Raw genomic sequence first — 13520 nt, 5'->3', positions numbered from 1 at the left:
CTGCGGGGTCAGGCGATCTCCTTCCAGCCCTCGTGGGCGCAGCTGCCGCAGCGGTAGAGGGCCTCATGGCCGCCGTACTCGCTCTCGCGGATGGTGCCGCGCTGGTAGTGATAGCTGCGTAGGGAGCAGACCGGGCAGCGCTCCACCTCGTCGCGGGGCGCCCTGGGCGGCGGCCCCGCGGGCCTCGGCGCCGGGGGCGACGCCTCGAGCAGCCCCTCGAGGTCGCCGGTCAGGGCCTGTGCCAGGCGGCTGGCACGCTCGCGGTGCTCGGCGGCGGCCAGGCCGGCCAGCTCGTCAATCCTGGCCTTGAGGTCGGCCAGCCGTGCGGTGATGTCGGCCATCGCGCGTCTCCTGCGGGGGCGGTGGGGGCTCTCCTGAGCATAACCTCCCGACGGCGGTCGGGCACGGGGATCCGTCAGGGCATGGCGGCGTCGGCCTGGATGGCCAGCCAGATCGTCAGCTGGTCGCGCAGCTCGTCCGCCACCGGTTCGGCCTGGGCGAGGATCTCGTGGATGCGGTTGAAGTGCAGCAGGCGCACCCCCGCGGCCTCCGGCTTCAGGTAGAGGTGCGGGCGCCGGTGCGCCAGCGCCTGGCGGATCAGCGACTGCTGCATGATGCTGAAGGTCTTGAACAGCAGGTCGGTGATGCCGGGAGCGGGGTCGCTGTCGGGATGGCGGGCGCCGGAGACGTCCACCGCGATTACCAGGTCCATCTCATCGAGGAGCAGCTCGAAGGGCAGCGGGTGGGAGGTGCCGCCATCGATCAGCAGCTGCTCGCCGCGGCGCACCGGCGAGAACAGCCCCGGCACCGCCATGCTCGCCTCGATGGCCGGGAACAGCTGACCCGACTCGATCACCACGCGCTCGCCGCTCCAGTAGTCGGTGGCCACCACCGAGAGCGGGATCGCCAGGTCATCGAAGGTGCGCGCTTCGGTGTGGCCGGCCAGGAAGCGCAGGAAGCCGCCGGAGTCGAACAGGCCGCCGTCGCTCAGGCCGAGCTGCAGCAGGTCGGCCAGGTCCAGCTCCGAGCCGGCGAGCCCCGAGAGGGCGTCCAGGGGCGAGCCCGCCACGTCGTCGAAGATGTCCTGGATCTGGTCGGCGGTGAGCCCCGCCGCATAGAGCCCACCGATCACCGCGCCGATGCTGGTGCCGGCGATGCGGTCGGGGACGATCTCGAGTTCGTCGAGCACCCTCAGCATGGCGATATGGGCCAGCCCGTTGGCGCCCCCCGAGCCCAGCGCCAGGCCGATGGTGGGGCGCTCCAGGGGCGCCGCGCTGGCCTGGCCGACGAAGAGTCCCCCGAGCAGCAGCCAGATGCCGGCCAGCCTGGCGAGCCAGGCGATGATGCGCGGGTGACGGGGGGTGGTCGATCGCCGCATGGCGCTCTCCTGGCGGGTGGTTCGGCCCGCTGCGACGGGGCCTGCCACTACTATGGCATAGCCGGCCAGGGGCGCCCATGCCCCGGCACTTGCCAGCCGGGGGCGACGGGGCCATGGTGGTAGTGATACCCCCAGTGGAGGCCGCCATGGCTGCTCCCCAGGTCCCTCGGCCCGACGCGCCACCCCCCGAGCCGGCCGGCACCCCGCCCGGCGACGATGGCGACGGCCGCGCCGGCAACGGCTCGCCCCGCCAGCAGTGGCTGCTGTTCGTCTGGATGGCGGTGGCCATCCTGCTGATGTTCCACTACCTGGATGGGGCCGACCGCCAGGCCCGGGTGGAGCTGACCTACTCCGACTTCCTCGAGGCGGTGGATGCCGGCCATGTGGCCGAGGTCACCCTGCGCGGCCAGGCCCTGGAGGGGGTGTTCAGCGACTCCGGGCGCCTCGACCTGGACCTGGGCGAGACCCGCGCCTTCACCACCACCCGCCCCGACGTCGAGAGCGAGCGCCTGCTGGAGCGCCTGGAGGCCCAGCGGGTGCGCATTGCCGCGCGACCGGCGGAGCCCGAGGCGTGGCAGCGGCTGCTGATGGGCGTGGTGCCCTGGCTGCTGATGCTGGCGCTGCTGTTCTGGTTCTGGAACCGCATGCAGGAGCGCCTGACCGGTGGCGGCGGCACCTTCGGCATGGGCAAGTCCCGGGCGCGCCTGGTGGAGCCCCAGCAGAGCAAGGTGAAGCTGGCCGACGTGGCGGGCTCGGAGAACGCCAAGCGCGATATCCTCGAGGTGATCGAGTTCCTCAAGGAGCCGGCGCGCTTCCAGGCGCTGGGCGCCCGCATTCCCCGCGGCATCCTGATGATGGGCCCGCCGGGCACCGGCAAGACCCTGATGGCGAGAGCGGTGGCCGGCGAGGCTGGGGTGCCCTTCTTCAGCATCAGCGGCTCCGAGTTCATCGAGATGTTCGTGGGGGTGGGGGCCTCGCGGGTGCGCGACCTCTTCCGCCAGGCCAAGGAGAGGGCGCCCTCGGTGGTCTTCATCGACGAGATCGACTCCATCGGCCGCACCCGGGGCACCGGGGTGGGCGGCGGCCACGACGAGCGCGAGCAGACCCTCAACCAGATCCTGGCCGAGCTGGACGGCTTCGAGGGCCACGAGTCGGTGGTGGTGCTGGCCGCCACCAACCGCCCCGACGTGCTCGACCCGGCGCTGCTGCGCCCGGGGCGCTTCGACCGCAAGGTGACCCTCGAGAACCCCCACCGCCAGGCCCGGGAGGCGATCCTCAAGGTGCATACCCGGCGCATGCCGCTGGCCGCCGACGCCGACCTGGCGCGGCTGGCCGAGATCACCATCGGCTTCTCGGGGGCGGATCTCGCCAACCTGGCCAACGAGGCCGCCCTGCTGGCCGGGCGGCGTGGCCGGGCCGACCTGGACTGGGCCTGCTTCGTCGACGCCCGGGACCGGGTGATGCTGGGCGAGGAGCGCGACCTGGGGCTCTCCGAGGCTCAACGCCGCGTGGTCGCCTACCACGAGGCGGGCCATGCGCTGCTCGCCCACCTGCTGCCCCACGCCGATCCGCTGGAGAAGGTCACGGTGCTGCCCCGAGGGCTCACCCTGGGCGTCACCGCCCAGGTGCCCGACGAGGAGCGGGTCAACTACAACGAGTCCTACCTGCACGATCGCCTGACGGTGATGTTCGGCGGTCGGCTGGCCGAGTCGATCGTGTTCGGCGAGGTGAGCAGCGGGGCGGAGAACGACCTGGAGCAGGCGACCCGCCTGGCGCGGCGTATGGTGGCGCGCTGGGGCATGAGCGAGCGGATCGGCCCGGTCGCCCTCTCCCAGGGGCAGGAGCACGCCTTCCTGGGGCGCGAGATGACCCAGCTGCGCGAGCACAGCGAGGCCACCGCGAGCCTCGTGGACCAGGAGATCCGGCGCCTGCTCGGCGAGATGGAGGCCCGCGGACGCCGGCTGCTGGAGCAGCACCGCGCCGAGCTGGATCGCCTGGCCGCCGCGCTGGAGGCGCGTGAGACCCTGGAGGGCGAGGAGATTCGCGAGGCGTTGGAAGGCGGCGCCTCGCGGCTTCCGGTGCGGGCCTGAGGGGGGGCGGGCCTCGACGGGAGCGCCCGGGCGCCTGTCCCGGACGTTCGCCACCGGGTCGGGCTCAGTCGCCCGGCCCACACTCCATGCAGCGCTCGGTGATTGCCGGGCCGAGTTTGAGGCTGGCGTTCAGGTCGCGCAGGCCGCCGCGCAGCCCCTCCTCGAGCACCGGATGGTACCAGGGCATGGCCAGCATCTCGCTGACGCTGAGCTTCTGCTCGAGCGCCCAGGCCAGCAGGTGGGCCATGTGCTCGACCCGCGGGCCGAACAGCTCGGCGCCCAGGAACTGCCCGGAGCCGTGCTCGCCGTAGAGCCGCATCAGGCCGCGGTTCTGGCGCATCACCACCGCACGCCCCTGGTCCTCGAAGGAGGCTTCGCCCACGGCCAGGCAGTCGCAGCCGCCCAGGCGCTTCTCCAGCTCGGCATGGCCCTCGCCCACGGTGGCCATCTGCGGCTCGGTGAAGACGATGGCCAGCGGTACGTTGCGCCGCGCGGCGCGCAGCTCGGGGAAGCGCCCGGCGTTGTCGCCGGCGATGCGCCCCTCGCTGTTGGCCTCGTGAAGCAGCGGCAGCGCCTGGTTGGCGTCGCCGGCGATGAAGACATGGCCGGGATCGTCGCCTTCGCCCAGGCACTGCAGGGTGAAGCGGTTGAAGCGCGGCACGCCCTTGTCGTCCAGCGCGAGGCCCGCGTTCTCCAGGCCCAGCCGGTCGACGTTGGGGCGCCGGCCGGTGGCGGCCAGCAGATAGTCGAAGCGCTCGGTGAGCGTCTCGCCGCTGTCGCGCTCCACGAAGGTGATCACCACGGCATCGCCGTCGCGCTCGATGCTCTCCACCTTGGCGTCGGGGTCGACGGAGAACTCCTCGCTGAAGGTGCGATCGGCGTAGTCCCTCACGACCTCGTCCTGGAAGGGGCCCAGGGCGCCGCCCACGCCGAACACCCGCAGCCGCACGCCCAGCCGGTGGAGCGCTTGGCCGAGCTCCAGGCCGATCACCCCGGGGCCGAACACCGCCACGGATTCCGGCAGCTCCTCCCACTCGAAGACGTCGTCGTTGGTGACCAGGCGGTCGCCGGCGGCGTCGAACATCGACGGCCAGGTGGGGCGCGAGCCGGTGGCGATGACGATCGTGCGGGCGGTCACTCGCGTGTGGTCGCCCACGCTCAGGGTGTGAGGATCCTCGAAGCGGGCGTGGCCGGTGAGGCGATCCTTCTCGGGGATGCGCTTCATCGACGTGAAGACCCGCCCCACGAAGCCGTCGCGCTCCTCCCTGACCCGCGCCATCACTGCGCGGCCATCCACCTCGATGCCGCTCACCCGGATGCCGAAGCCGCCGGCGTCGCGGGCCTGGTGGGCCGCCTCGGCGGCGGCGATCAGGAGCTTCGACGGCATGCAGCCCACCCGGGCGCAGGTGGTGCCGTACTCGCTCCCCTCGATCAGGACCACGCTGTCGCTGTGCTTGCGGGCGGCGTGCCAGGCGCTCAGGCCGGCGCTGCCGGCGCCGATGATGGCGATATCGACCTCACGGTGCTGCATCGGGCTCTCCTCGGTGTCATCCCTCGTCACGGTTCATCCACTATGGCACAGGGTGAGGGCGTGCCGCCGAGGACCGACGGCGGCGTCTTGACGCAGGGCAAGGCGCAGGGGCTTAGGCGGCCAGGCGCAGCCCGAAGCCGATCAGCAGCGAGCCGAAGGTCCAGCGCTGCAGACGCGCCTTCAGGGGGCTGCCGGCGAACCAGCGCTGCAGGGCGGCGCCCAGGGTCGCATAGCCGGCATCGAACAGCAGGCCGATGGCTACCAGCAGCCCCCCGAGCAGGGCGAACTGCAGCAGCACGGGACCACGGTCGGGATGCACGAACTGCGGCAGCAGCACCGAGCAGAACAGCAGCGACTTGGGGTTGAGCAGGTTGGTGAGAAGCCCGCGGCGCCAGGCCAGGCGGTGGCTCGCCCTGCGCGGCACCGCCCCGCACGGGGCCTCCGGGGCCAGTTCGCCGGGGGCGCGCAGCAGCTGCAGGCCGATCCAGGTCAGGTAGGCGGCGCCCGCATAGCGCACGGCATCGAAGGTCCAGGGGGCAGTGACGAAGAGCGTGGCCAGTCCCAGGGCGGCCAGGGTCACATGCAGCCCCCGGGCCACCGCCAGGCCCGCAGCCGTGGCCAGCGCCCGGGAGCGCCCCTGCAGGCTGCCGGTATGCAGCACCAGCAGCATGTCGGGGCCGGGCAGCAGGTAGACCGCCGCCAGGGCGACGATGAACAGCCAGAGCTCCATGGGGCGCCTCCTGCCGTGGGGCGTGGGTGAAAGTTGGGGCGGGGCAGCGACGCCAGTCTAGCGCCATGGGCGAGGGCAGGTCCTTGCAAGATTCACCACTCCATCGGCTATAGTTGGCATCTACTGCCACTCGAATTGTAAATGGTGATGCTTCATGCCAAATCGACGGCTGGATGCCATCGACCGCCGCATCCTGGCCGCGCTGCAGCGCGACGCCCGGCTGACCAACGTCCAGCTGGCCGAGGAGGTGAACCTCTCGCCGTCGCCCTGCCTGCGCCGGGTGCGCCAGCTGGAGGCGGCGGGGCTGATCCGCGGCTATCACGCCGAGCTGGATCGCGGCGGGGTGGGTTTCGGCCTCACGGTGTTCGTCGGCATCAGGGTGGAGCGCCACCACGAGGCCCAGGCCAACGCCTTCCGCGAGGCGGTGGTCGCCCTGCCGGAGGTGGTCTCGGCGCATCTGGTGTCGGGGGAGTCGGACTTCCTGCTGCAGGTGGTGGTGCCGGACCTGGCCGCCTACGAGCGCTTTCTCACCGGGACCCTGCTGCGGCTGCCCGGGGTCACCGACATCCGCAGCAACTTCGCCATCCAGACCGTCAAGGCACACGGGCCGTTGCCCGTGGAGAGGCTGGTGGAGGCGGGCGGCGAGGCGCCGACCCCGCGGCAGCCGTGACCCCACCCGCTCGCGCTCCCGGCGGTGCGCCGCCCGGTATCTGCTATCTGCAGCGTGACGGATGCCTTTCTGCTATCCTGCAGGCCTTCCAGTCTCCCGCTTCCCCGGCTCAGTGCCGCCCGGCCTCCGCTGCTCTTCATCATTGTCGACCCCGGCCGTTATCGACCCGGGTCCGCTCGCCGTCCCGGTGGCCCCTTATCTGTCTGCAGGATGTTCCCTTGTCTGATTCCTCCCCCGATGCCGCTTTTTCCTCGCTGCCGCTGGCACCGGAGCTGATCGATAACCTCGCCTCCCTGGGCTTTGCCGCCATGACGCCGATCCAGGCCGAGGGCTTGCCGCCGATCCTGGCCGGTCGCGACGTGATCGCCCGGGCGAAGACCGGCTCCGGCAAGACCGCGGCCTTCGGCCTGGGGCTGCTGTCGCGGCTCGACCTGGCGAGCTTCCGGGTGCAGGGGCTCATCCTCTGCCCGACCCGGGAGCTGGGCGACCAGGTGGCCGGCGAGCTGCGCCGGCTGGCGCGCACCCTGCCCAACGTCAAGGTGCTGACCCTGTGCGGGGGCGCCCCCTTCGGCCCGCAGCTCGCTTCCCTGGCCCATGGCGCGCATATTGTGGTGGGCACCCCAGGCCGGATCGAGGAGCACCTGCGCAAGGGCTCGCTCGTCCTGGACGGGCTTGCGACCCTGGTGCTGGACGAGGCCGACCGCATGCTCGACATGGGCTTCCAGGCGAGCCTCGAGGCGATCGTCGCCGAGACCCCGGCGTCGCGCCAGACGCTGCTGTTCAGCGCCACCTTCTCCGACGCCGTGCGCCCCGTGGCCGCGGCGCTGATGCGCGACCCGGTCACCGTGGAGGTGGCCGAGACCCACGATGCCGGCAGTATCCATGAGCGGGTCTACCGGGTCGCCGACGGCGACGAGGCGCGCCTGGAGGCGCTCTGCCGGCTGCTGCTGCACTTCCGCCCGGGTAGCAGCGTGGTGTTCTGCAATACCAAGCGCGAGACCGACGAGGTGGCCCAGGCGCTCGGGGCGGCGGGCTTCAGCGCCCTGGCGCTGCACGGCGACCTGGAGCAGGCCGACCGCGACCGGCTGCTGGTGCTCTTCGCCAACCGCAGCGCCTCCATCCTGGTGGCCACCGACGTGGCGGCCCGGGGGCTCGACATCGCCGAGCTGGATGCGGTGTTCAACTACCACATCGCCCGGGAGCTCGAGGTGCACGTGCACCGGGTCGGGCGTACCGGCCGGGCCGGCAGCGCCGGCATCGCCTGTACCCTGGTCGGCGAGGGCGAGGCCTACCGGCTGGCGCGCCTCAACGACTTCCTCGGCGAGCCCTTGGAGGAGGCCCCGCTGCCGCCCCGCTCGGTGCTCTCTCGCGAGCCGCTGGTACCGCCCATGGCGACCCTGCAGCTGGGGTCCGGCAAGAAGCAGAAGGTGCGCCCCGGCGACATCCTCGGCGCCCTGACCGGCGAGGCGGGGCTGGCCGGCGACCAGGTGGGCAAGATCAAGGTGCTGGCCAACAGCGCCTTTGTTGCCGTGCGGCGCGAGGTGGCCGACGAGGCCCTGGCGCGGCTGCTCAATGGCAGAATCAAGGGGCGCAGCGTTCGCGCCCGGCGGGTCGGCCGGTGAGGCGCCTCGGCGAATTTCGGGAGACGAGATGAAGATACCCAAGCGACTGCAGCCGCTGGTGGACGACGGTCTGATCGAGGCGGTCGAGAGCCAGCTGATGAGCGGCAAGGAGGCCCAGGTCTACGTGGTGCGCTCCCACGGCGAGCGGCGCTGCGCCAAGGTCTTCAAGGAGGCCAAGCAGCGCAGCTTCAAGCAGGCCGTGCAGTACCAGGAGGGGCGCCGCGAGCGCAACAGCCGTCGCTCCCGGGCCATGGCCAAGAAGACCCGCTACGGCCAGAAGGAGCAGGAGCAGGCCTGGCTCAACGCCGAGGTCGACGCCCTCTACCGGCTGGCCGCGGCGGACGTGCGGGTGCCCAAGCCCTATGGCTTCATCGACGGCGTGCTGCTGATGGAGATGATCAGTGACGCCGAGGGCTTCACCGCCCCACGCCTGGACGACATCTCCCTGAGCGCCGAGCAGGCCCGCGAGTCCTACGCCAAGATCATCCGTGACGTGGTGAAGATGCTGTGTGCCGGCCTGGTGCACGGAGATCTCTCCGAGTTCAACGTGCTGATGGCCGCCGATGGCCCGGTGATCATCGACCTGCCCCAGGCAGTGGACGCCGCCGGCAACAACAGCGCCGAGTGGATGTTCGAGCGCGACGTGGACAACATGCGCCGCTACTTCGGGCGCTTCGCCCCTGAGCTTCTGGCCACCGACTACGGCAAGGAGATCTGGGCGCTCTATGAGTCGGGCGAGCTGCATCCGGAGAGCGAGCTCACTGGCTGCTTCGTCCACGACACCGCGCCGGTGGATGTCGACGACCTGATGACGGTGATCGACGACGTGCGTGACGAGGAGGCTTACCGCCGGGCGGCCCTCAACCGCGGCGACGAGCCCGGGGTGGAGGAGGCCGCCGAGGAGTGGCGGGAGTCCCAGCGGGAGCGTTGAGCCCCGCGCGGCCGTGGCAGGCGGGCAGCGCCAGGGCGGATCTGCCATCATGGCGTCATCAACGGCGCCAACGGGGAGAGCAGCGATGCGACTGCAACACGCCACCTGGCAGGAAGTGGAAGCCTACCTGGAGCACTCGACGGGCATCATCCTGCCCATCGGCTCCACCGAGCAGCACGGCCCCAACGGCCCGATCGGCACCGATGCGCTCTGCCCCGAGGCGATCGCCTGGGCGCTGGGCGAGCGCCACGGGGTGCTGGTCGGTCCGACCCAGGCGATCGGCATGGCGCAGCACCATCTGGCCTTTCCCGGCAGCCTCACCCTGAGGCCCAGCACTCTGGTCGCGGTGTTGCGCGACACCATCGCGTCGCTGGCGCACCACGGCTTCACCCACGTCTTCTTCCTCAATGGCCACGGCGGCAACGTGGCCACCGTCAACGCGGCCTTCGCCGAGGTGCTCAGCGAGCGCAGCCTGCAGCGCCCGCCGGCGGGGGAGCTCCACCTGCGGCTGTTCAACTGGTTCGCTGGCCGGCGCGGCCGCGAACTGGCCGACTCCCTCTACGGCGAGGCCGAGGGCACCCATGCCACCGCCTCCGAGGTGTCGCTGGCCTGGCATGCCGCCCCCCAGACGGTACGCGATGTGGCCATGTCGCCGCGCCTGGCGCCGGCCGGCAGCGCCCAGTGCGACGCCCACACCTTCCGCCGGCGCTTTCCCGACGGACGCATGGGCTCCGACCCTTCCCTGGCCAGCCCCGAGCACGGCGAACGCTTCCTCGAGGCGGGCGTCGAGGATGCCTGGGAGGCTTACCAGGCGTTCGTCGCCAGCCGCTGAGTTCGCACGCATCGCCCACCGGAACCCGCCCATCGGCGGGTTTCTGCTATCTTGGCCTGCCACTTCCACGACCGAGACCCCCGCCCGAGGAGGCCAGCATGCCCATCGTCACCATCCAGCAGTTCCCCCGCGACCTGGCGCAGAAGCGCGAGCTCGCCCGCCGCATCACCGAGGCCTTCGAGGAGGTCTACGGCGCCCGCCCGGAGTCCGTGCAGGTGTTCTTCCAGGAGGTGGACGGCGAGCACTGGGCCCGCGGCGGCGTGATGGGCTGCGACACCCCCGGGGACTGAGCAGGACCCGTCTGCCAACCCTGCCAGGCTCGACTAGTCTTGGAGGGCGGGAGCGGGCCATGTCGCTCCCATCGAGCCAACCGGGTGGTGGATGCCGCCCTGCACGCCATCACGGGATGGACAAGGAGATAACCATGAACAAGCGGATCTATTCCCTGGGCCTGGCGCTGGGAGTGGCCGGCAGCGCGCTGCTCGCGGCGCCGGCCATGGCGGAACTGGAGCGCATCTCGGCCCCCGAGGGCGCCGAGGTCTACTTCATTGCGCCGGAGGATGGGGCGACCCTGTCGGGCCCGGTGACCGTGCGCATGGGCCTCAAGGGCATGGGGGTAGCGCCGGCAGGCGCCGACTTCCCCGACACCGGCCATCACCACCTGCTGGTGAACATGCCTCTGGAGGAGGTGGACCTGGGCGCGCCGCTCCCCTTCACCGATCACACCCGCCACTTCGGCGGCGGCCAGACCGAGGGCAGCCTGGAACTCGAGCCGGGGGAGTACACCCTCCAGCTGCTGTTCATGGACTACCGCCACGTCAGCTTCGACCCGCCGCTGGTCTCGGACGTCATCACCATCACCGTGGAGTAGCGCGGCCGGCCGTCAGGCGCCGCGCCGGCGGCTGACGGCCGGCAGCAGGGCAGTCCCAGCCACGCGGTGAAGCGGGGATGGGTGACCGGCAGCGGGCTCAGCGTCTGTCGGCGACCGCGGAGGCCGGATGGCGATCCCGCCACAGGCAGGCGAACATCCACAGGAAGACCGGCACGTTCATCAGCAGGCCGTAGAGCAGCGGCACCAGGCCGATGGCCGGCTGCTGCAGCAGCACGAAGGCCACCATCATCGCCACCCCGGCATTCTGCACGCCCACCTCCACGGTGATGGCGCGCACGCTGTCGTGGGGCAGGCGCAGCCGGCGGGCGACCCCGTGGCCCAGCAGCATGCTCGAGAGGCAGAGCAGCAGCACGGCGAGGGTCTCGAGGCTGACCAGAGACGGCAGCCGCGCGGCGTGGCTGACGAAGAGCGCTACCACCACCGAGATCATCGCCACCCCGGTGAACCCCTTGACCCCGGGCAGTACCACCTCGAGCCAGTGCCCCGGCAGGGCCTGGCGCAGCAGCATGCCCGCCAGCACCGGCAGCAGGGTGACCAGCAGCAGCTGGCCGACGGTCTGCCAGTAGGGGAGCGACAGGCCGCCGGTGGCCAGCCCCAGCAGCGCCAGGTTCCAGCCCATCACCAGCGGCAGGGTGAAGGGCGCCAGCACGGCGGCGATGGCGGTCAGGGTGACCGACAGGGCCAGGTCGCCCTGGACCAGGTAGCTGAACATGTTGGAGGTAGCGCCGCCCGGCACCAGGGCCACCAGCAGCAGGCCGGCCGCCGCCAGGGGCGGCAGGGGGAGCAGCAGCACCAGCGCCCAGGCCAGCAGCGGCAGGGCCAGCATCTGCAGGCCGGTGCCGAGCAGCACCCGACGAGGGTGGCGCCAGGTGCGGGCGAAGTCCGCCCCGGTCAGGCTGAGGCCCATGGCCATCATCACGCTGGCCAGCACCCAGGGCAGGGCCACCTGGGACAACCAGGCTGCGGACATGCTTTCTCCTTGCAGGCAGGGGGGATACGCCACAGAGTATGCCCCATGTCATGCGCTGCGGCGAAGGGCGGCGGCGCGCTCAGGGAGGAGGTCGATGACGGCATCGGTGAGGCACAAGGTGAGGGTCTGGGGGCAGACGCTGCGCCCGCGCACGCTGCCCGCCGCGGTGGGGCCGGTGCTGCTGGGCCAGGCGCTGGTGGTGCCCGGCCACTTCAGCCTGTCGACCGCCGTGCTCTGCCTCGCCTGCGCGCTGGCGCTGCAGCTGGCGGTCAACCTGGCCAACGACCTCTTCGACGGCCTTTCCGGCGTGGACCAGCCGGACCGCCTGGGGCCTACCCGCGCCCTGCAGGCGGGCTGGCTCAGCGCCGCCGAGCTGCGCGCGGGCCTCGCCGTGACCCTGGGCATTGCCGTGGCCACCGGGCTCTGGCTTGTGCTCTTCGGCCACTGGCTGCTGTGGCTGCTGGGTGGCCTGGCGCTGCTCGGCGTGCTCGGCTACAGCGGCGGCAGGCGTCCCTACGCCAACCGGGGCCTGGGCGAGCTCGCGGTGTGGGGCTTCTTCGGTCCGGTGGCGGTGCTGGGGTCGCTGCTGGCCCAGCAGAGCCCGATCACTCGGGAGGCGGTGGCGGCGGGCCTCCTGGTGGGCATGCCGGTGGCCGCCATCCTGGTGGTCAACAACCTGCGCGACCGCCATACCGACGCCCGGGCCGGCAAGATCACCCTGGCGGTGCGGATGGGGCCGGAGGCGACCCGGCGACTGTTCGCTATGCTGACGACAGGGCCGCTGGTGGCCACGCTGCCGCTGGGGCTGGCCGCCTGGGCCTGGATCATCTGGGGCCTCACGGGCCTGGCGGCGCTGGGGCTCATGCGCGAGATGCGACGCCTCGACGGCGCGGCGCTCAACGGCCTGCTGGGCCTGACGGCGCTCTACTCCCTGGCGATGGCCCTGTGGCTGGGACTGCGCCTGGTAGTCGCGAACGGCTGAGCGCCCACGGGTTCGCCCGCGGGTGCGGAAGGAGGCAACGATGCTGCTGCGTTGGCTTGTCGGGATCGCGCTGGCCTACCTGCTGGTGGTGGCGCTGGCCTGGGCCTTCCAGGAGCGGCTGCTCTACCTGCCGCATATGGGGCGCGAGCCCATCGGCACCCCGGCCGATCGCGGCCTGGCCTGGACGCCGGTGACCCTCGAGACCGAGGACGGCCTGGCGCTGGACGCCTGGTGGCTGCCCCACGAGCGCCCTCGGGCCAGCCTGCTCTTCCTGCACGGCAACGCCGGCAACATCTCCCACCGCCTCGACTCCCTGGTGCAGTTCCACCGCCTGGGGTTCTCGGTGCTGATCCTCGACTATCGCGGCTACGGCCGCAGCGAGGGGCGACCCTCCGAGGCCGGCCTGGCGCTGGATGCCCGGGCCGGCTGGCGCTGGCTGCGGGAGGAGGCCGATCAGGCCCCGGAGGAGATCGTGCTGTTCGGACGCTCCCTGGGGGCCGCCGTGGCGGCCGAGCTGGCCGAGGCGCTGGAAGCAGAGGGGCTCGAAGAGGAGGGGCCGGCGGCGGTGATCCTGGAGTCGCCCTTCCGCTCGGTGCCGGCGCTGGCCCAGCGCGTCTACCCCTTCCTGCCGGCGCGCTGGCTGGCGCGCTTCTCCCACGACACCGAGAGGCACGTCAGGGGCGTCGAGGCGCCGCTGCTGGTGATCCACAGCCGCGACGACGAGATCATCCCCTTCGCCGAGGGCGAGGCCGTCTACCGGGCGGCGCGAGACCCGAAGCGCCTGCTCGAGATTCGGGGTGGCCACAACACCGGCTTCCTGGAGAGCGAGCCGGACTACTCCGCAGGGATCGAGGCCTTCCTGACGGAGCAGGCGCAGCTGCCGCTGCGCTGA

At 71.8% G+C, this 13520-nt stretch carries 14 protein-coding genes; 9 read left to right on the top strand and 5 right to left on the bottom strand.

From position 1 onward, the window contains the following. Positions 1 to 8: 8 nt before the first annotated feature. Positions 9 to 341, bottom strand: coding sequence for a hypothetical protein (locus tag D1793_RS10070; protein WP_119022041.1), 333 nt, complete (start codon positions 339 to 341; stop codon positions 9 to 11). 74 nt (positions 342 to 415) lie between these two features. Then, the gene (locus D1793_RS10065; RefSeq protein ID WP_119022040.1) at positions 416 to 1378 is read right to left on the bottom strand and encodes a patatin-like phospholipase family protein; all 963 of its coding nucleotides are present in this window, start codon (positions 1376 to 1378) and stop codon (positions 416 to 418) included. 146 nt (positions 1379 to 1524) lie between these two features. Between D1793_RS10065 and ftsH the strand changes: the two genes are divergently transcribed. After that, a complete protein-coding gene (gene ftsH, locus D1793_RS10060) occupies positions 1525 to 3468 on the top strand; it encodes an ATP-dependent zinc metalloprotease FtsH (protein ID WP_240407645.1) in 1944 nt (647 codons plus the stop codon). 64 nt (positions 3469 to 3532) lie between these two features. Here ftsH and D1793_RS10055 read toward each other — a convergent pair whose 3' ends face one another. Both D1793_RS10055 and D1793_RS10050 read right to left on the bottom strand, forming a co-directional pair. Beyond that, positions 3533 to 4999 (bottom strand): dihydrolipoyl dehydrogenase, encoded by a 1467-nt coding sequence (locus D1793_RS10055; protein ID WP_119022038.1) that lies wholly within the window; start codon positions 4997 to 4999, stop codon positions 3533 to 3535. A 112-nt stretch (positions 5000 to 5111) separates the two neighbouring features. Next, complete coding sequence (locus D1793_RS10050; RefSeq protein ID WP_119022037.1) at positions 5112 to 5729, bottom strand: LysE family translocator; 618 nt, start codon at positions 5727 to 5729, stop codon at positions 5112 to 5114. Between the two features lie 154 nt (positions 5730 to 5883). Here D1793_RS10050 and D1793_RS10045 point away from each other — a divergent pair, with 154 nt between their 5' ends. The 6 genes from D1793_RS10045 (at position 5884) to D1793_RS10020 (ending at position 10655) form a co-directional block, all read left to right on the top strand. Further along, entirely contained in the window at positions 5884 to 6399 is a 516-nt protein-coding gene (locus tag D1793_RS10045) for an Lrp/AsnC family transcriptional regulator (RefSeq protein ID WP_119022036.1), read from the top strand. A 218-nt stretch (positions 6400 to 6617) separates the two neighbouring features. Then, entirely contained in the window at positions 6618 to 8021 is a 1404-nt protein-coding gene (gene dbpA / locus D1793_RS10040; protein ID WP_119022035.1) for an ATP-dependent RNA helicase DbpA, read from the top strand. A gap of 28 nt (positions 8022 to 8049) precedes the next feature. Next, a complete protein-coding gene (locus D1793_RS10035; protein ID WP_119022034.1) occupies positions 8050 to 8952 on the top strand; it encodes a PA4780 family RIO1-like protein kinase in 903 nt (300 codons plus the stop codon). Between the two features lie 85 nt (positions 8953 to 9037). Continuing rightward, positions 9038 to 9784, top strand: a complete 747-nt coding sequence (locus tag D1793_RS10030) for a creatininase family protein (protein WP_119022033.1) — start codon at positions 9038 to 9040, stop codon at positions 9782 to 9784. A gap of 98 nt (positions 9785 to 9882) precedes the next feature. Continuing rightward, on the top strand, positions 9883 to 10074 hold the full coding sequence (locus D1793_RS10025) for a 4-oxalocrotonate tautomerase family protein (RefSeq protein WP_110068427.1): 192 nt from the start codon (positions 9883 to 9885) through the stop codon (positions 10072 to 10074). 134 nt (positions 10075 to 10208) lie between these two features. Next, on the top strand, positions 10209 to 10655 hold the full coding sequence (locus tag D1793_RS10020; RefSeq protein ID WP_110068428.1) for a DUF4399 domain-containing protein: 447 nt from the start codon (positions 10209 to 10211) through the stop codon (positions 10653 to 10655). Between the two features lie 97 nt (positions 10656 to 10752). On the opposite strand, the gene D1793_RS10015 is transcribed toward D1793_RS10020, so the two are convergent. Further along, positions 10753 to 11646, bottom strand: a complete 894-nt coding sequence (locus tag D1793_RS10015) for a bile acid:sodium symporter family protein (RefSeq protein ID WP_119022032.1) — start codon at positions 11644 to 11646, stop codon at positions 10753 to 10755. A 94-nt stretch (positions 11647 to 11740) separates the two neighbouring features. On the opposite strand from D1793_RS10015, the gene menA reads away from it, so the two are divergent. Together menA and D1793_RS10005 are read left to right on the top strand one after the other, a co-directional pair. Beyond that, positions 11741 to 12628 carry a 1,4-dihydroxy-2-naphthoate octaprenyltransferase gene (menA, locus tag D1793_RS10010; RefSeq protein ID WP_119022031.1) on the top strand — a complete coding sequence of 296 codons (888 nt, stop codon included), beginning with the start codon at positions 11741 to 11743 and terminating at the stop codon, positions 12626 to 12628. A gap of 40 nt (positions 12629 to 12668) precedes the next feature. Then, positions 12669 to 13520, top strand: coding sequence for an alpha/beta hydrolase (locus D1793_RS10005; protein WP_119022030.1), 852 nt, complete (start codon positions 12669 to 12671; stop codon positions 13518 to 13520).

This window comes from Halomonas sp. JS92-SW72 (genome assembly GCF_003547075.1).
GTDB classification, from domain to species: domain Bacteria; phylum Pseudomonadota; class Gammaproteobacteria; order Pseudomonadales; family Halomonadaceae; genus Halomonas; species Halomonas alkalicola.
This window is presented reverse-complemented; position numbering and strand designations above follow the sequence as displayed.